This is a genomic window from Mycobacterium kubicae, assembly GCF_015689175.1.
In the GTDB taxonomy this organism is placed as follows: domain Bacteria; phylum Actinomycetota; class Actinomycetes; order Mycobacteriales; family Mycobacteriaceae; genus Mycobacterium; species Mycobacterium kubicae.
On sequence record NZ_CP065047.1, the window covers coordinates 4,557,047 to 4,573,423 of the forward strand.

16 protein-coding genes are annotated in these 16,377 nt (G+C 66.1%); 13 read left to right on the forward strand and 3 right to left on the reverse strand.

Annotation, left to right across the window (positions count from 1 at the left end; translation table 11 throughout):
* Nucleotides 1–51: 51 nt before the first annotated feature.
* Nucleotides 52–900, reverse strand: coding sequence for a TatD family hydrolase (locus I2456_RS21220; RefSeq protein WP_085075145.1), 849 nt, complete (start codon nt 898–900; stop codon nt 52–54).
* Between the two features lie 34 nt (nt 901–934).
* Here I2456_RS21220 and metG point away from each other — a divergent pair, with 34 nt between their 5' ends.
* From metG to I2456_RS21235, 3 genes are all read left to right on the forward strand, one after another.
* Complete coding sequence (gene metG / locus I2456_RS21225; protein ID WP_085075144.1) at nt 935–2,491, forward strand: methionine--tRNA ligase; 1,557 nt, start codon at nt 935–937, stop codon at nt 2,489–2,491.
* A 192-nt stretch (nt 2,492–2,683) separates the two neighbouring features.
* A complete protein-coding gene (locus I2456_RS21230) occupies nt 2,684–3,049 on the forward strand; it encodes a PAS domain S-box protein (protein WP_082952155.1) in 366 nt (121 codons plus the stop codon).
* A gap of 73 nt (nt 3,050–3,122) precedes the next feature.
* Entirely contained in the window at nt 3,123–3,680 is a 558-nt protein-coding gene (locus tag I2456_RS21235; protein ID WP_068028887.1) for an LbetaH domain-containing protein, read from the forward strand.
* On the opposite strand, the gene I2456_RS21240 is transcribed toward I2456_RS21235, so the two are convergent.
* Both I2456_RS21240 and I2456_RS21245 read right to left on the reverse strand, forming a co-directional pair.
* Entirely contained in the window at nt 3,677–4,360 is a 684-nt protein-coding gene (locus tag I2456_RS21240; protein WP_085075143.1) for a TetR/AcrR family transcriptional regulator, read from the reverse strand. The genes I2456_RS21235 and I2456_RS21240 overlap by 4 nt on opposite strands.
* 127 nt (nt 4,361–4,487) lie before the next feature.
* Nucleotides 4,488–5,180: a TetR/AcrR family transcriptional regulator gene (locus I2456_RS21245; protein ID WP_068028514.1), complete on the reverse strand. Its 693-nt coding sequence runs from the start codon at nt 5,178–5,180 to the stop codon at nt 4,488–4,490.
* 320 nt (nt 5,181–5,500) lie between these two features.
* Between I2456_RS21245 and I2456_RS21250 the strand changes: the two genes are divergently transcribed.
* From I2456_RS21250 to I2456_RS21295, 10 genes are all read left to right on the forward strand, one after another.
* A complete protein-coding gene (locus tag I2456_RS21250; protein WP_068028517.1) occupies nt 5,501–5,800 on the forward strand; it encodes a PE family protein in 300 nt (99 codons plus the stop codon).
* 30 nt (nt 5,801–5,830) lie between these two features.
* Nucleotides 5,831–7,000, forward strand: coding sequence for a PPE family protein (locus I2456_RS21255; protein ID WP_068028520.1), 1,170 nt, complete (start codon nt 5,831–5,833; stop codon nt 6,998–7,000).
* 172 nt (nt 7,001–7,172) lie between these two features.
* Nucleotides 7,173–7,970, forward strand: coding sequence for a glycosyltransferase family protein (locus I2456_RS21260; RefSeq protein ID WP_085075142.1), 798 nt, complete (start codon nt 7,173–7,175; stop codon nt 7,968–7,970).
* The gene (locus tag I2456_RS21265) at nt 7,967–8,638 is read left to right on the forward strand and encodes a PIG-L deacetylase family protein (protein ID WP_085075141.1); all 672 of its coding nucleotides are present in this window, start codon (nt 7,967–7,969) and stop codon (nt 8,636–8,638) included. Before I2456_RS21260 ends, I2456_RS21265 begins: the two co-directional genes overlap by 4 nt.
* Nucleotides 8,635–9,195: a dTDP-4-dehydrorhamnose 3,5-epimerase gene (gene rfbC / locus I2456_RS21270; protein WP_068028529.1), complete on the forward strand. Its 561-nt coding sequence runs from the start codon at nt 8,635–8,637 to the stop codon at nt 9,193–9,195. The genes I2456_RS21265 and rfbC overlap by 4 nt, the downstream gene beginning before the upstream one ends.
* Nucleotides 9,196–9,230: 35 nt before the next feature.
* On the forward strand, nt 9,231–10,073 hold the full coding sequence (locus I2456_RS21275; RefSeq protein ID WP_085075140.1) for a WecB/TagA/CpsF family glycosyltransferase: 843 nt from the start codon (nt 9,231–9,233) through the stop codon (nt 10,071–10,073).
* Nucleotides 10,074–10,126: 53 nt separating this feature from the next.
* Nucleotides 10,127–11,599, forward strand: coding sequence for a sugar transferase (locus I2456_RS21280; RefSeq protein WP_241008019.1), 1,473 nt, complete (start codon nt 10,127–10,129; stop codon nt 11,597–11,599).
* 9 nt (nt 11,600–11,608) lie between these two features.
* A complete protein-coding gene (locus I2456_RS21285; RefSeq protein ID WP_085075162.1) occupies nt 11,609–13,078 on the forward strand; it encodes a flippase in 1,470 nt (489 codons plus the stop codon).
* Complete coding sequence (locus I2456_RS21290) at nt 13,075–15,123, forward strand: glycosyltransferase (RefSeq protein ID WP_085075138.1); 2,049 nt, start codon at nt 13,075–13,077, stop codon at nt 15,121–15,123. Before I2456_RS21285 ends, I2456_RS21290 begins: the two co-directional genes overlap by 4 nt.
* Nucleotides 15,120–16,373 (forward strand): class I SAM-dependent methyltransferase, encoded by a 1,254-nt coding sequence (locus tag I2456_RS21295; RefSeq protein ID WP_085075137.1) that lies wholly within the window; start codon nt 15,120–15,122, stop codon nt 16,371–16,373. The genes I2456_RS21290 and I2456_RS21295 overlap by 4 nt, the downstream gene beginning before the upstream one ends.
* Nucleotides 16,374–16,377: the final 4 nt, after the last annotated feature.

Here is a 16,377-nt window from a genome sequence, read left to right on the forward strand (position 1 = left end):
CAACTCCGGCGTCACGCTGCTAGTCGCCGTTGGGTACCAGACGGCCCCGGATCACCCCAGCCGGTACACCCGTTGAGCGTTGCTCGTGGTGGCCTCGGCCAATTCCTCGGCCGGGCGATTGACCAGATTAGCCAGCGCCCGCACGGTGTAGGGCAGGCAATAGGGTTCGTTCGCTGCGCCGCGGTAGGGGTGCGGGGTCAGAAAAGGTGCGTCGGTTTCCACCAGAAGCTGCTCCATCGGGATCAGCGGGGCGGCTTCGCGTAGGTCTCGAGCGTTACGGAAGCTCACCGTCCCGGACAGGCTCAACATCCAGCCGGCCGCCACACACTTGCGCGCCATCGCGCTGTCGGATGAGAAGCAGTGAAAGATCACCGTCTCGGGCGGGCCCTCGGCGCGCAGCACATCGAGCACCTCCCGATCGGCCTGCCGGTTGTGAATCATCAGCGGCTTGCCGATGCGCTTGGCCAGGTCAATGTGCCAGGCGAAAGCCTCACGCTGGGCCTGCGGTGCCGCGCAGCCCTCGAGCCGCCCCGGCCAATACATGTCCATGCCGGTTTCCCCGACCGCCACCACGCGCGGGTGGGCCGCCAGCTGCTCGATCTCGGCGCGCGCGGCACCGGTCAGCGCGTCGGCGCGGGTGGGATGCAACGCCACCGCGGCGTACACGCGCGGATCCCACTCGGCCGCCCTGGTCACCCAGCGCGCCGACTCCAGGTCGTCGGCGATGGTGACCAGCGCGCTCACCCCGACGGCCGCGGCCCGGTCGGCGATGGCAGTGACGTCGGCCGCATCGGTCGCGCCGCAGGCGTCCAAGTGCGTGTGCGCATCGATCAACGGCGCCAACGGCTCCGGCGCAGGCGGCGCTTCTCGCTTTCCGGGGCGGCTGGAGCTCACGCGCACACAATAGGTGCACCGCAATTAGGGTGGTCTCTCGATGACGCCACAGCAGTCCTACTACGTCACCACGGCGATCGCGTATCCCAACGGCGCGCCGCACATGGGTCACGCCTACGAGTACGTCGCCACCGACGCGATCGCGCGGTTCAAGCGACTCGACGGTTTCGACGTCCGCTTCTTGACCGGCACCGATGAGCACGGGCTGAAGGTCGCTCAGGCCGCGACCGCGGCCGGGGTGCCGACCGCCGACCTGGCCCGGCGCAACTCCGATGTCTTCCAGCGCCTGCAGGAGCGGCTCAACAGCTCCTTCGACCGGTTCATCCGCACCACCGATTCCGACCACCACGAGGCGTCGAAGGAACTGTGGCGCCGCATGGAAGCCGCGGGTGACATTTATCTCGCCAACTACGCGGGCTGGTACTCGGTGCGCGACGAACGGTTCTTCGTCGAATCGGAGACCCAGCTGCTCGAGGACGGCACCCGGATCGCGGTGGAAACGCAGACACCGGTGACCTGGACCGAAGAGCAGACGTATTTCTTCCGGCTTTCGGCGTATGCCGACAAGCTGCTCGCCCACTACCAGGCCAACCCCGGCTTCATCGCGCCCGACACCCGGCGCAACGAAGTCGTCAGCTTCGTCTCCGGGGGCCTGGACGACCTGTCCATCTCCCGCACGTCGTTCGACTGGGGCGTGCAGGTCCCCGGGCACCCCGAGCACATCATGTATGTCTGGGTGGACGCGCTGACCAACTATCTGACCGGGGCCGGCTATCCCGACACCGACTCGGCGTTGTTCCGCCGCTACTGGCCGGCCGACCTGCACATGATCGGCAAGGACATCATCCGGTTCCACGCCGTGTACTGGCCGGCGTTCCTGATGTCGGCCGGAGTCGAGCTGCCCCGCCGGGTGTTCGCGCACGGCTTTCTGCATAACCGCGGCGAGAAGATGAGCAAGTCGGTGGGCAACACCGTCGACCCAATGGCGCTGGTCGAGACCTTCGGGGTCGACCAGATCCGCTACTTCCTGTTGCGCGAGATCCCGTTCGGCCAGGACGGCAGTTACAGCGAAGAGGGCATCATCACCCGGATCAATACCGACCTGGCCAACGAACTGGGCAACCTGGCCCAGCGCTCGTTGTCGATGATCGCCAAGAACCTCGACGGGGTGGTGCCGCGGCCCGGTGACTTCACCGCAGCCGACACCGAATTACTCACCACGGCCGACGGGCTGCTGGAGCGGGTGCGTGCGCAGTTCGACGCCCAGGCCATGCATCTGGCGCTCGAGTCCATCTGGTTGATGCTCGGGGACGCCAACAAATACTTCTCCGCTCAGCAGCCCTGGGTGCTGCGCAAGAGTGAGTCCGAAGCCGATCAGGTCCGATTCCGCACCACGCTGTACGTCACCTGCGAGGTGGTCCGCATCGCGGCGCTGCTGGTGCAACCGGTGATGCCGGAGTCGGCAGGCAAGCTGCTCGACCTGCTCGGCCAAGCAAATGACCAGCGGTCATTTACGGCGGTCGGCCATCGACTCACCCCGGGAACCGCGCTGCCGCCGCCCACCGGGGTTTTCCCGCGGTACCAGGTACCTGAGTAAGCTCAATCGTCTGAATTGGCAATGGAATTCGAAGCGCCTTCGCCCGGCGCCGCCGCAGCCGCGCAGGTCAGCGACGGCGCGCTGCGCACCCCCGCAGCGGCGCTAACGACCAGCAAAGCTGGCATATCTTCTGCCATAGGACATAATCGGCTGGTGGACCGACGACGGAACCGGCAACTGACCCAATCGCCGATGACCACCCTCAAGCAGTTGCCGGCACTGGTTGTGCTGGAACGCATCCCGGTCCCTGTGCTGGCCATCGGGCACGACGGCAGCATCTTGTTCACCAACACCGCTTTTGCCCAGATGGTCGGGTGCGAGCCGGAAGAAGTGTTGTCGCTGCGGTTCGAGGAAATCTTCCACCAGACACCGGACTCGGAATCGTCGCTGCTGTCCTTCGTCCATGCGCTGGCGAACATGGTCGTGGAGCTGTCCCACAAAGACGGCTCGGTGGTGCGGGCGCTGATGAGCAGATCGGCCGTAATGCGCGCCGACGACAACTTCGCCCTGGCGGCCTTCCAAGACCTGACCGAACAGTTGTGGGAAGACGAACGCTGATCCGCGCTTTCAAGCAGTTCAGACTTTTAGTATCGATTCAGCGCACATAACGCACAAATAGTACGATCGCTTGGTGATCAAGACTCGCGAAGACCTGGCGGCATATCTGGCGGCGGACCTGCGAGCCCAGGGGCTGGATCGCTGGCGCCACCGCTACCGAGTCACCCAGCGGCCCATGTATTTCCAGCGCCTGTTGCGCAAGTCGGAGTATTGGACGAATGCGGCCCGCACCCCGGCCGGGCGCCTGGTTGCTGGTTATCTGCAGCTGCGGACCAAGTTTCTGGGCGAGCGACTCGGCTATGTCATTCCGCGCAACGTCTTCGGACCGGGGCTGTCGATCGCCCACGTCGGCCCCGTCCACGTGCACTACCGCGCCCGCATCGGCGCCAATTGCCGCATCCACCAGCATGTGTCGATCGGGGAAGGACGCCCCGGTCAATATCCGAGCATCGGCGACGACGTCTATATCTACCCGGGCGCCATGGTGCTCGGTGCCGACGTCGGCAGCCGAGTCGGGATCCGCGCGGGCGCCATCGTGGTCAAGTCGGTTCCCGACGATGTCGAGGTCGCGGGCATTCCGGCCCGGATCGTCAGGGACAGTCGGCCGAGCGCCGCGATCGCCCAGGCCTAGCCGGTCGGCGCGGCCGGCCGGGCGTGGCGCATCGCTTCCCGGGCCAGAAATTGCCGGAAGTACGGCAAGGACGCCTCGGTCACGATGCCGGGTAGCAGCAGCGTCCACAACTGCAGTAATCGGCCGCTGAGGTCCTGATTCTGGATCTCGCTGCCCGGCGCCCCGGACATCGCCGTCAGCAGTAACCGCGTGCCGAACAACGCGCCGATGATCGACTCGCTGAGCACTTCGGGATCGACATCGTCGCGCAGATCTCCCTCGGCGATCGCCCGGCGGGCCTCGGCTGCCATCTCCCCCACGCAGCTGACACTGGATCGCGCGGCCGCTTCGTTGAAGCCGCTCAGCGCAGCGGCCAGTTGCTCGGCCGCCCGCACGGTCTTGTCCGAGTTGAGCACGCTGGCGAAGGCGAAGGTGCCGTGAATCATGTTCTCGAGCGCGGGCGAGGCCGACACACACACGTTGCGAAACGCTCGCAGCATGACGTCGGCGCCTTCGTTGATGATGTCGGAGGCCAGCGCTTCCTTGGAATCAAAGTGATGGTAGAGCGCGCCCTTGGTCATACCCGTGCGCTCGATGATGGTGCCCCACGCCGCGGCGGCGTAGCCGACTTCGCTGAATACGTCGACCGCCGCGTCCAGGATCTTCCGCCGGGTTGCCTCAGATCGGACCTGGCGCGCCATCGCTTACGTTCCTCCGCACTGCTTCCGAGCCGCGCAGGTGACCAGCCCGCGCTCATAATTCCTGGTCAGCCGGTAAAGCCTAACAGCCGCAGGAGGAACGCCCGCGACCGTCGCCCGCCGGGCCCGGTCAGTCCGGGATGGCTGTCGACGTGGTGCGGATGGCCAGTGCCGTGCGCCGCCTGATGAACTGCTGGAAGTAATCGATGCGGTCGGGTTGCAAGATCCCGGCCAGCACCAGCACCCAGTTCTTCTCCAGATCGAGCAGGAACTGCTCGGGTTTGTCCAGTTCGCTGGTTTGCCGCAGACCCATGTACATCGACACGATCAAGCGCCCGACGTCCTCGGGGTCACAGCGTTCGGCGATGTCGCCTTCGTCGATAGCCCGTCGGGCGACATACGCCAGCCCCTCGACCCACCCGTCCAGCAGGGTCCGCTGCAGCCCTTCGGTGCGGCCGACCGTCCCGAGCAGATGCATCGCGGCCCGGGCCACGTCGTGCGTCGCTTCCCGCAGGGCGATCAGGTAACAGAAGTCGATCAAGGTTTCCAGCCCGGAAAGCTGCCTGGCCAGCAGCTCCTTGACCGCCACGCCCGCATCGGCGGTGTGTTGCTCGATGATCGCCACCGCCAACGCATGCTTGGAACGGAAGTGGAAGTACATCGCGCCCTTGGTCAGTTGGGCTTCCGCCAAGATGTCGTCCAGGCCGACGTCGTGGTAGGCGTGGCGGGCGAACTGGTGCGCCGCAGCACGGAGAATGTGCCGCCGGGTGGTATCGGCTCGGCCGTCGGCCGAGTCGGTGCTGGTCGGATCCGAAGGACTCATGGCTGCCGCAACCGAAGATCGACACTTCGACTTGTCGGGCTGATCGCTGTCACGTTCGCGATGCCTTCCTCGAGCAGGGCGGCCAATTCGTTACATCATGAGCCCTCACCGGCGCTTCTCAGGTGGCATTTGCGCCGTTTCTGAGGTTATCAGTCCGTAGACGATGTGCAGCACTTCCACGCTCAAGCTCAAGAGTGGGATGTGACGATACTCTCGTTTAGCTTCCAGCATGGTGCACATGCCAAAAGTATGTAATACTCCTCTTCGTGTGATTGGCAGTTTGTACGTGATCGTCGTCTGTCGGGTCTAGGGGGAAGCACATGTCGTTCGTGACTGCACAACCGGAGGTGCTCGCCGCCTCGGCCAACACCTTGCAGGGCATCGGCTGCAACGTCGAGGCGGGAAACGCCGCCGCGGCAGTTCCCACCACCGCCCTGGCGCCCGCCGCAGCGGACGAAGTGTCCGCACTGACCGCCATGCAGTTCGCTGCCCACGGCCAGATGTATGCGGCGGTGAGCGCCCAAGCAGCGGCGATTCACCAGATGTTCGTCGACGTCATGCGGGTCAGCGCCGGGTCCTACGCCGCCACCGAAGCGGCCAACGCCGCAGGGGCGATGTAACGGCGACCGAGGCGACGGGGGGCTGGAACCATGGATTTTGGGGCGTTACCACCGGAGATCAACTCGGCGCGGATGTACACCGGCGCGGGCGCAGAACCGTTGCTGACCGCGTCGGCGGCCTGGGATGAGTTGGCCACCGAATTGCACGCAGCGGCCTCGGCGTATTCGTCGGCGATCGCCAGCTTGACCAGCGGGCCCTGGCTCGGGTCGGCCGCGATCTCCGCAGCGGCGGCGGCCACGCCGTATGCCGCGTGGATGAGGGCGACGGCCGAACAGGCCGAGCAGGCCGCCGCCCAGGCCAAGGCCGCGGTGGCGGCATACGAGACCGCCTACGCCGCGACCGTGCCACCGCTGGTCGTCACGGCCAACCGGACCTTGCTGTCATTGCTGGTCGCAACCAACTTCTTCGGTCAGAACTCCCCGGCCATCGCCGCCACCGAAGCCCATTACAGCGAGATGTGGGCCCAGGACGCCGCCGCCATGTTCGGCTACGCCGGCAGCTCTTCGGCGGCGTCGACGCTGACGCCGTTCGAGGCTCCGCCGCAGGTCACCGAACCGGCGGCGGTGGCCGCTCAAGCCACCGCGGTCTCCGAAGCGACGGGTGAATCGGGGGCGACGCAAACCACGCTGGCATCGCTGGTCAACTCGGTGCCCACGGCCCTGCAGAACATGGCTACGCCGACGGCCGCCAGCGCCAGCCCGCTGCCCTCCGGGCTGGGCACGCTGCCCACCGGCTCCACCACCGACATGGCGAACCTGATCATGTTGAGCACCACGCCGATCTATGGGCTGTCCGGATTGCTCAGCATCGCCCAGAGCCTGCAGGGTATGGCCAGCACCGCAGCCCAGCAGGTGACGGCAGACGTGGCCGGTGTGGCCGCAGACGCGGCCGGAGCCGCCGAAGCCGCGACCGAAGGACTCGGCGGCGGGGTGTTGAGCAGCCTGGGACAAGCCGCCCGGCTCGGCTCACTGTCCGTGCCTGCTACCTGGACCAGCGTGATCCCGACCTCGCACTTCGGCGCCCTCAGCTCGGCGCTGCCCGGCGGCAGTCTCAACGGCGGCGTGGGAACCGTGCCGCCAAGTCTGCTGGGCGGGCTGCCGCGCACGGCCGCAGCGTCCGGACCTGCGCCCGGTCCGCGGTACGGCCTGGTGCCGACGGTGATGGCTCAGCCGCCGTCGGCCGGCTACGGGGACTTCTAAGCGCCTACCGGAAGCGACGAAGGGGGATCCGTGGCATGACGCAACATACCAATCGTTATAGCAGAACGTTTGATTCATTCAGTAAGTACGCTTTATTGCCGATAGAAGGGGAACCGATTATGGAGGGGTTGCGCACGACAGGCTCAGCCCGGGCTTCGAGGGGTGCCCGGTCATGAAGGTCGTACTCTTCTGCGGCGGCTACGGCATGCGAATGCGCAGCGCGGATGGGGACCTGGTGCCCAAGCCGCTGCAAATGGTCGGGCCCCGGCCGCTGCTGTGGCACGTCATGCGGTACTACGCCCACTACGGGCACACCGAGTTCATCCTGTGCCTGGGTTATGGCCAGGGGATGATCAAGGACTTCTTCCTCAACTATCGGGAGACGGAGTCGAACAACTTCGTCATGCGCGGCGGTCACGTCGAGTTACTCGACTCGGACATGTCGGAGTGGACCATCACTTTCGTCGACACCGGCTTGGAGTCACCGATCGGCGAACGGCTGCGGCGGGTGCGCAACCACCTGGGCGACGACCCGTACTTCCTGGCCAACTATGCCGACGTGCTGACCGACGCGCCCCTGGACACGATGATCGAGCGGTTCCACGCTCAGGGCGCCGCGGCGTCCATGCTCGTCGTGCCACCGCAGTCGTCATTTCACTGCGTCGATGTCAGCACCGGCGGTGACATCAAGGAGATCGCGCCGATCGCCAAGTTCCCGATCTGGGTGAACGGTGGCTACTTCGTGCTCAGCCAGGAAGTCATCGACCTGATTCCCGAAAACGGTGACCTGGTGGGCGATGCCTGCATGACGCTGGCCGGAACCGGGCGCCTGCTGGGCTACGAACACGACGGCTTCTGGAAACCGGCCGACACCTTCAAGGAACGCGCCGAACTCGACGCCGACTACAACCGGGGCATCCGTCCCTGGGCGGTCTGGGAGACGGCTCAAGCCACGGGTCGGTCGGCATGATGGAGTTCGCGTCCCGCATCGATTCGGTTGCGGCCATCGGTGCCCATTGTGACGACATCCTCATCGGTGCCGGCGCCATGTTGATGGAGATGGCCCGGAGCAATCCGAATCTTGTTGTGCACGCGCTGGTCTTGACCGGCGCCGGCAGCGAGCGGGAACCCGAGGAGAAGAACGCGTTCGCCACGTTCCTGCCCCGCACCGACGTTCGGCTCACGGTCGCCGACCTGCCTGATAGCCGCCTGCCCGAGCACTGGGGAGCGGTGAAGCAACGACTCGCCGCGTTCCGTCGCGAGTGCGAGCCGGGTTTGGTGCTCGGTCCCCAGCGCAACGACTACCACCAGGATCACCGCCTGATCGCCGAGCTCATTCCGACCGAGTTCCGTGCGCACCTCGTCCTGGGTTACGAAATCCTCAAGTGGGAGTCCGACCTACCCAATACTTCTGTCTACGTGCCGGTTTCGAAGGAAGCGGCATACCGCAAGGCCAGACTGCTGGGCCAGTGCTATCCCTCCCAGGCGGGACGGGACTGGTTCGACGAGGAATCTTTCCTCGGCCTGATGCGGGTGCGAGGGGTGCAAAGCCGCGCCCACTACGCCGAGGCATTTGTTTTGGAGAAAGCAGTGCTTGACCCCTTCTCCGCGCGGGGCCGCTGGAGAGGATCGGTATGAAGTACACACCCACCAACATCGCCGGCGTGACGATCATCGACATCGAACCGCACCGGGACCACCGCGGCTTCTTCTCCCGCATCTTCTGCGCCGACGAATTCAGCGAGCGCGGACTGATCTCTGATGTGTCGCAGACCAGTATCTGCATGAACCACACGCGGGGCACGGTGCGCGGTCTACACCGGCAACTTCCGCCGCATGCGGAGGCCAAGTTGGTGCGCTGCATCCGCGGCGCGATCGCCGACGTCGCCGTCGATGTCCGCCCGGAGTCACCCACCTACGGCAAGCATGTGATGGTGGAACTGAGTGCGGAGAACCACCGCGGATTGTTCATCCCTCCCTACATCGCGCACGGGTTTCAGACCCTGACCGACGACACCGAGGTGCTGTATCAGATCAGCGGTCCCTACGTTCCGGACAGTGAGCAGAACTTCCGTTGGAACGAACCGGAATTCGGCATCGCCTGGCCGCTACCGGTCACGGTCATCTCGGAGAAGGACGCCAGCTGGCCGCTGTTGGATTCGGGCTTGACCGCAGCCGAAAGCGCCCAGCCATGAGCCGCCCGCGCGAGAAGCGCACGGGGTAGGTCGAAATGACCCAGCACACGGTACCCACCAGCGCGGTGCGCATGGTCGTCAGTGGGAGCATCGTCGAACGCTGCGAAACCGACGAAGTGCTGTCGATCATCGAATCCCGGCTGGCGACACAGTCTTCGCACGGATTGGCCGTCGGTTCGGTGAACCTCGACCACCTGCATCATTTCCGGTCGGTGAGCGCGGCGCCGAACGGCCAGTTGGAGTGGCTGTTGCTGGCCGACGGCATGCCCATCGCCTGGCGGGGCCAGCTGTTGACGGCCAAGCCCTGGCCCCGGGTCACCGGTGCCGACCTGCTGCCGGCCGTCTTGGCGCTGGCCGAACAGCGCGGTTATCGGGTCGGTTTCCTGGGCGGCAGCGTCGAGACTCACGCGTTGCTCAGTACCGAACTGCCACACCGCTTTCCCGCGCTGGTGGTCTCCGGGATGTGGGCGCCGAGTCCATCGGACCTGGAATCGCGTGCTGATACCCTCGTCTCGGCGATCCGCGCCGCGCACACCGACGTCCTCATCGTCAGTCTCGGCAAGCCACGCCAGGAGCAGTGGGTCGACCAGCACGGATACGCGACGGGCGCGCAGGTGTTCCTGCCCTGTGGCGGCGCGATCGACTTCCTGGCGGGCAAGACGCGCCGCGCGCCTCAGTGGATGCAGCGCGTTGGGCTGGAATGGCTCTACCGCCTGACGCACGAGCCGCGGCGCCTGGCCCGCCGGTACCTGGTGCAGGGTCCGGTGGCATTCTTGCGTGCCGGTCGCGCCCAACTGATCTGTTATCCGGGCGTCTACTACGCCGGCACCGCGCGGGGTCACCTCGAAACTTCCGGTGCTGCGGGGCGGCCGGCATGACGACCACACTTCGCGCCGAAGACGGTACACCGCAGGGCCCGCAGAGTGGGCCGATGGTGCTTACCCCGCATCCGCCGGGGATACCGCAGCTCAACGTCAATTCCCGTTGGCAGCAACGGTACTCGCGGCGCTTACTGCTCACCGATTCGGTGATCGTGTGTGCTGCGGTGACGCTGGCGCAATACGTCCGATTCGGTGACGAGCCGACCACGTCGGGATACCCGGGTCCGGTCATGACGCTGTTCTCGTGTCTGTTTGCGCTGCTGTGGCTTTCGTCGATCTCGATTTTCCACACCCGATCGACGCGCATCATCGGCACCGGCATCGACGAGTACCGGCGCATCGCCAGCGCCTCCTTTTCCACCTTCGGGGTCATCGCGATGGTCACCCTGCTCGCCAAGATCGACTTGGCCCGCGGCTATCTGGCGGTGGCACTGCCCGTCGGCACCTGCGGTTTGCTGGTCAGCCGCCACTTGTGGCGCAAGCAGGTGTGGCGGATGCGTGCTCGCGGCCAATACCAGACCATGGTGTTGGCGGTCGGTGACCGGCGCGGAGTCTCCAATCTCGCCCAGGAACTCATCCGCAACCCGAAGGACGGCTACGTCGTCGTCGCCGTCTGCATTCCCGGGTACGGCCCGCCTCGCGGCGAAATACTTACCGTGGCAGGACAAGACATCCCCATCCTGGGTGACGAGAACGCGGCGGTAGCCGCGATTGCAGCGTGTGGCGCCGACACCGTGGCGGTCACCCGCAGCGAGCACTTCGGGGTGCAGGACATCCGAGGGCTGATGTGGCAGCTCGAGACGATGGATGTCGATCTGGTGGTGTCCCCCGGCGTCATGGATGTCGCCGGCGCCCGGCTGACCGTGCGCCCCATCGCCGGATTTCCGCTGTTGCATGTCGAAAAACCGCAATACGAAGGGGCGCAACGCTTTCAGAAGCGGGCCTTCGACTTCTGTTTTGCGCTGGCCGCGCTCGTCCTGACGTCCCCGCTGCTGCTGGCCGCCGCCCTGTGGATCAAGCTGACCAGCAAAGGCCCGGTGTTCTACCGCGCCGAACGCATCGGCCTGGACGGCGAGCCCTTCACCATGCTCAAGTTCCGGACCATGGTGGTCGGCGCAGATCAGCAGGTCGACCGGCTGCTGCCGCTCAATCAGGGCGCCGGCGGCATGCTGTTCAAGATTCACCGGGATCCGCGGGTGACACCCGTCGGCAGAATACTGCGCCGGTTCAGCGTCGACGAGTTGCCGCAATTCATCAACGTCTTGAAGCGGGACATGAGCGTCGTCGGGCCCCGGCCGCCGTTGCGGCGGGAAGTGGAGAACTACGACGGTGAGGTGAAGCGGCGGTTGTTGGTGAAGCCGGGCATCACCGGGTTGTGGCAAGTCAGCGGGCGCTCGGACCTGTCCTGGGAGGACTCGGTGCGGCTCGATCTGTCCTACGTCGACAACTGGTCGATGGCAGGGGATTTGGTGATCATCGCCCGCACGCTGAAGGCGGTTTTGGCCAGCGACGGGGCATATTAGATGACCGGGATCACCGAACCCACGGCCGCGACGGGCCCGGTCGACTCGCCGTCGGTGCCGCAGTCCCGCATCGCGCACGCGTTCTCGGTGCAATTGCTCTGCCGGGCAGTGGGAATGCTCGCCTCGGTGGTCGCGGTCGCGATGACGGCCCGCTATCTGGGCCCGGGACGCTACGGCCAGTTGTCCATCGCGGCCGCCTTCATCGGAATGTGGGCCAGCCTCTCCGACCTGGGTTTGAGTTCGGTGATCGTGCGCCGGGTCACGTCCGGGACGGGGCAGATCGAGCGCCTGGTCCGCGTCAATAGCGGCCTGTCCCTGATGTACTGCGTTCCGCTGGTGACCGCCGCCGCGGTTTCCGGGCTGCTCGTCTACCGGGACGCCGACATTCGGGTGATGTTGGTGGTTTTGTCGGGTCAACTGCTCATGCTGACCATGGCGACGCGGTTTGAGCCGGTGTTCTTGTCCACCGTCCGATTCACCGCGGTAGCCGTGTCCGACGTCGCCGGCCGCGTCGGGTCGCTGGCCATGATCAGCTGGCTGGTAGCAACGGAAGCCGACGTCATCTGGTTCGCGGTGGCACAACTTATTCCACCGGCCCTGCAACTGGTGATTCAAGGCACCGCTGCGGCGCGACACATCTCGCTGCGGCCGGTATTCGCGCCGCGCGAAGCGCTTGATCTGCTCCGGGAAAGCCTGCCGCTGGCGGGCGCGGCGGTGGTCGGGATCCTGTACTGGCGGGCAGACGAAGTGATCCTGTCCCTGCTGAGCACCCATTCCGAGGTCGGCGTCTACGGTTTGGCCTACACCATCGCGTTCAACACCGAGGCGCTGTCGGTGTTCTTCCTCCGGTCCACCTTGTCCACGGCGACCACGTTGTTCTCCCGGGACACAACGGCTTTCGTCGCGTTCCTGCGCCGCTGCGTCGAACTGATGTATTTCCTCGCTGTTCCCATCGCCGTCATCGGGGTACTGCTGGCCGGCCCGCTGATCGAATTGTTCGGTGACCAGGATTTCGTCGGTCGCGGCGCGCCCACATTGGGTCTGCTGTTCGTCGCCGCGGCACTGCGCTTCGTCACCGCAACCCTGGGGCAGGGCTTGTTCGCGTGTGGTCAGCAGCGGTTCTTCTTCCAGCTGTTCGTGGTGACACTGGGGGTCAACGTCGCGCTGAACCTGTTGCTGGACAGCAAGTTCGGTGCTGTCGGAGCCGGTATCACCTTGGTGGGCACCGAACTGCTGGGCATGGTGTTCGCCAGCTGGCGGCTGCGGCAGCAATGTGACTACCGGACACCGGTGAAGTTCGTGGTGCGGACGCTGGTGCCCACGGCAGTCAGTGTCGCGGTGACCCTCCTGCTGCCTGGTCACCAGGTGGTCTTGACCTTGGGCGCCGCCGCTTGCGCCTACCTGATCACCAATCTGGCGGTGGGGCCGGTCAAGTGGTCGACGTTGACGTCTCTTTTCGGCAGGCAGGTGACGGCATGACATCCGAACTCGACCGGGCCTATCTGAAGCGACCCAGCGGCCCGGTGCCGCTGCGGTCCGAGCGGCCGCTGTCCGCACTCATCGTCACCTACAAAAGCCACGAGCTGGTGGAAAAGTGTCTGGCCAGCCTTGCCGAGCACGCACCCGAGTTGCCGGTGTACGTCTACGAGAACAGTGGTGACGAGTATCCCGGCCGCGAGAAGCTGGCCGCCCGCTACCCGTATGTGCATTGGGTGCTGGGTTCGGTGAATCTCGGCTTCGGCGCTGCCTTCAACGCCTTGGTGGAGCACACCCCCGCCGACACGGACTTGCTGCTGCTGAACGCCGACGCACGGCTGCAGGGGCCGTTGACCCGTACCCGGGAGCTGCTGCGCGAAGCCGATGTGGCCGCGGTGTCCCCGCTGGTGCGCGACGACGGGGCGCCGGGCCCCCAGCGGTGGGACATCGCCACGCGCCGCCGGACGCTGACCCGGGCGCTGGTAGCCGCGGCCGGCTACTCCGACGCCCTGCGCGGCACCCCGGTTTCGCACCTGTACGCCAGCCAGCCGGCCGAATCCCAGCCGATCGAAGGCTATCTGGCCGGGATCTGCCTGGCCATCAACCGTGCGGCGTGGAATCAGATCGGCGGCTTCGACGAAGAGTTCTTCCTCTACGGCGAGGAAACCGACTGGCAAGAGCGGGCCAGTGCGGCGGGCTGGCGGGTGCTGCTGGCCGACGAACTCGAAGTGGAACACGGTAACCCGACGGCAGCCAAAGCCACCGCGGAACCGGGCGCCACCCACGGTGCCGAGGTTTCCTCGCCCGAACGCCGCCGCAACCGTGACCTGTTGCGGGCCAACATCGCGTTGCTGCTGGAACGCCGGGACAGCGTCCACCACGCCGACGTATACCTGGCCGGCACCACGCTGTTGGAGCGGGTGCAGCGATCCAAGCGGGAGGCACGCAAGCGCGCCATCGCCGACCGCCGCACCGACAAGCCGTCCATCGTGATCACCACGAACCGCCTGGTCTACGGCGGTGCGGAACGTCAAAAAGCGTTGCTGGCCGCCGAATTGGACCGCCGGGGCTATTCGGTGACCCTGGTCTGCATGCAACGGTTCGGCCCCTTGATCAGGGAGATCCCGCACCGGGTGCGGGTGGTCCGCCAACCGTGGTGGGCGCCCGCGCTGGACCTGCCCGCCGGCCCTGCGGTACTGATCAGCGGCGACACCAACACCGAGACCGGGTTCGCCACCTTGTGGCGGGCCGGCGCCCGCGACCGGCGCTGGTTGGTCGCTGCGCATGTGCCGCCGGAGCCGGATCGCCCGATCTACTCGCGTCCGCTGACGGCGGCCATGCGCCGCGCAGACGGCTTCATCGTGCTGGCACAGCGTCATTGGGACATGCTGACTTCCCAGCATCGGCTGGCCGGACGGCCGTTCACCGCACCCAACGGTGTTCTCGTCAACGGTGCGCCGCCGCAGCGGACCCGGACGCCGGGCGAGCCGCCGCACCTGGTGATGCTGTCCCGGATCGTCGAACACAAGAACCCGCACCTGCTGATCGAAGCCCTGGCCGGGCTCACCGAAATGCCCTGGCGGCTCTCGGTCTTCGGTGACGGGCCGGATCGGCAACGGCTGGAGGCGCTCACCCCGCCGGAGCTGAGGGACCGAGTGCAGTGGCGCGGCTGGTCAGCCGGCCCGGGGCCCGCGCTGGCCGACGCCGATCTGCTGTGCGTACCCAGCCGCTCCGAAGCGTTCCCGCTGGTGATCCTCGAAGCGATGGCACGGGCGGTTCCCGTTGCCGCCTCGGCGGTGTGCGCCGTGCCGGAGATGCTGGACTTCGGTGCCGCCGGGTACCTGGTCGATTCGGTGTCGGTGTCCGGCTGGCGCGATCGACTGGCCAAGATCTTGGCCCAGCCCTCGGCGCTGCCCGCTGTCGGGCAGCTGGGCTTCCGGCGGCTGTGCACGCACTACACGGTGGAGGCGATGGCCGACGCCTACCTCGACGCGATCGGTGCGGTGTCGGGGATCCGTTCGAACACAACAGAATCGAGAGTCAGATGAAATGCCGCTTGTGCGACTCGGAACGCATGCTCAGCGTCCTGGATCTGGGCGCCACCCCCCCGTGCGAGAAGATCCTTTCCGCTGACGAACTCGACCTGCCCGAACAGACCTTCCCGCTGCACCTGCGGCTGTGCCAGGACTGCCTGCTGCTGCAGATACCGGCGCTGATCACGCCCGAGGACACGTTCACCGAATACGCCTACTACTCTTCGTATTCGGACACGTGGGTGCAGCACGCGCAGGACTTCGTGGATAAAGCCGCCGCGCGCCTTCGGCTCGGACCTGATTCGTTCATGGTCGAAGTTGCCAGCAACGACGGGTATCTGCTGCAGCATGCGGTCACCAAGGGCATCCCCTGCCTGGGCATCGAGCCGTCATTGAACGTCGGCGCCGCGGCCCGCGATCGCGGTGTACCGACGGTCTCAGAGTTCCTGGACCGCGACGTGGCACGCCGCATCCGCAGCGAGCACCGCCCGGCGAACCTGGTGGTCGCCAACAACGTCTACGCACACATCCCCGACCTGCGGGGCTTCACGTCCTCGTTGCGTGACCTGCTGGCCGACGACGGCTGGCTGAGCATCGAGGTGCACCATGCGCTGAACCTGGTGTGCCTGGGCCAGTTCGACACCATCTACCACGAGCACTTCCAGTACTACACGCTGTTCTCCGCGACCTATGCCCTCGCCCAAGCGGGCCTGGCGGTCGTCGATGTGGAACTCCTGCCGACCCATGGCGGGTCCCTACGCATCTGGGCTCGGCCCGTGCAGTCCGCCCAAGCGCCGACCGAGCGGGTCGCGAAAGTGCTCGCCATCGAAGAAGCCGCGGGCCTACACCGCCCCGAGGGATATCTACAATTGCGCAGTCGCACCGAAGCGATCCGACATGACCTGCTGCGATTTCTGTTGCAGTGCCGCGCCGAGGGCAAGCGGGTGGTCGGTTACGGCGCACCCGGTAAGGGCAACACGCTGCTCAACTACTGCGGCATCCGCACCGACCTACTCGAGTACACCGTGGACCGCAATCCCTACAAGCACGGCCACTTCACGCCGGGTGCCCGGATTCCCATCCATGACCCGGGCCTCATCGCCAAGGACCGTCCCGACGTGATCCTCGTGCTGCCCTGGAACCTGGAAACCGAACTGACCGAACAACTCAGCTATGTCGCCGAATGGGGCGCCCAGCTGGTCTTCCCACTCCCGACCCTGCACATGGCGACCGGCCTGCACTCGCGCAGTGCGGCGCTGCGGTGATGAC

Bases quoted from the DNA above. Each gene is read 5' to 3' on its own strand.
- I2456_RS21230 (WP_082952155.1), top strand. From the start codon at position 2,684: ATGACCACCCTCAAGCAGTTGCCGGCACTGGTTGTGCTGGAACGCATC.
- I2456_RS21240 (WP_085075143.1), bottom strand. From the start codon at position 4,360: ATGGCGCGCCAGGTCCGATCTGAGGCAACCCGGCGGAAGATCCTGGAC.
- I2456_RS21280 (WP_241008019.1), top strand. From the start codon at position 10,127: ATGGTGCTTACCCCGCATCCGCCGGGGATACCGCAGCTCAACGTCAAT.
- I2456_RS21295 (WP_085075137.1), top strand. From the start codon at position 15,120: ATGAAATGCCGCTTGTGCGACTCGGAACGCATGCTCAGCGTCCTGGAT.
- metG (WP_085075144.1), top strand. From the start codon at position 935: ATGACGCCACAGCAGTCCTACTACGTCACCACGGCGATCGCGTATCCC.
- I2456_RS21275 (WP_085075140.1), top strand. From the start codon at position 9,231: ATGACCCAGCACACGGTACCCACCAGCGCGGTGCGCATGGTCGTCAGT.
- I2456_RS21260 (WP_085075142.1), top strand. From the start codon at position 7,173: ATGAAGGTCGTACTCTTCTGCGGCGGCTACGGCATGCGAATGCGCAGC.
- I2456_RS21290 (WP_085075138.1), top strand. From the start codon at position 13,075: ATGACATCCGAACTCGACCGGGCCTATCTGAAGCGACCCAGCGGCCCG.
- rfbC (WP_068028529.1), top strand. From the start codon at position 8,635: ATGAAGTACACACCCACCAACATCGCCGGCGTGACGATCATCGACATC.
- I2456_RS21245 (WP_068028514.1), bottom strand. From the start codon at position 5,180: ATGAGTCCTTCGGATCCGACCAGCACCGACTCGGCCGACGGCCGAGCC.
- I2456_RS21250 (WP_068028517.1), top strand. From the start codon at position 5,501: ATGTCGTTCGTGACTGCACAACCGGAGGTGCTCGCCGCCTCGGCCAAC.
- I2456_RS21265 (WP_085075141.1), top strand. From the start codon at position 7,967: ATGATGGAGTTCGCGTCCCGCATCGATTCGGTTGCGGCCATCGGTGCC.
- I2456_RS21255 (WP_068028520.1), top strand. From the start codon at position 5,831: ATGGATTTTGGGGCGTTACCACCGGAGATCAACTCGGCGCGGATGTAC.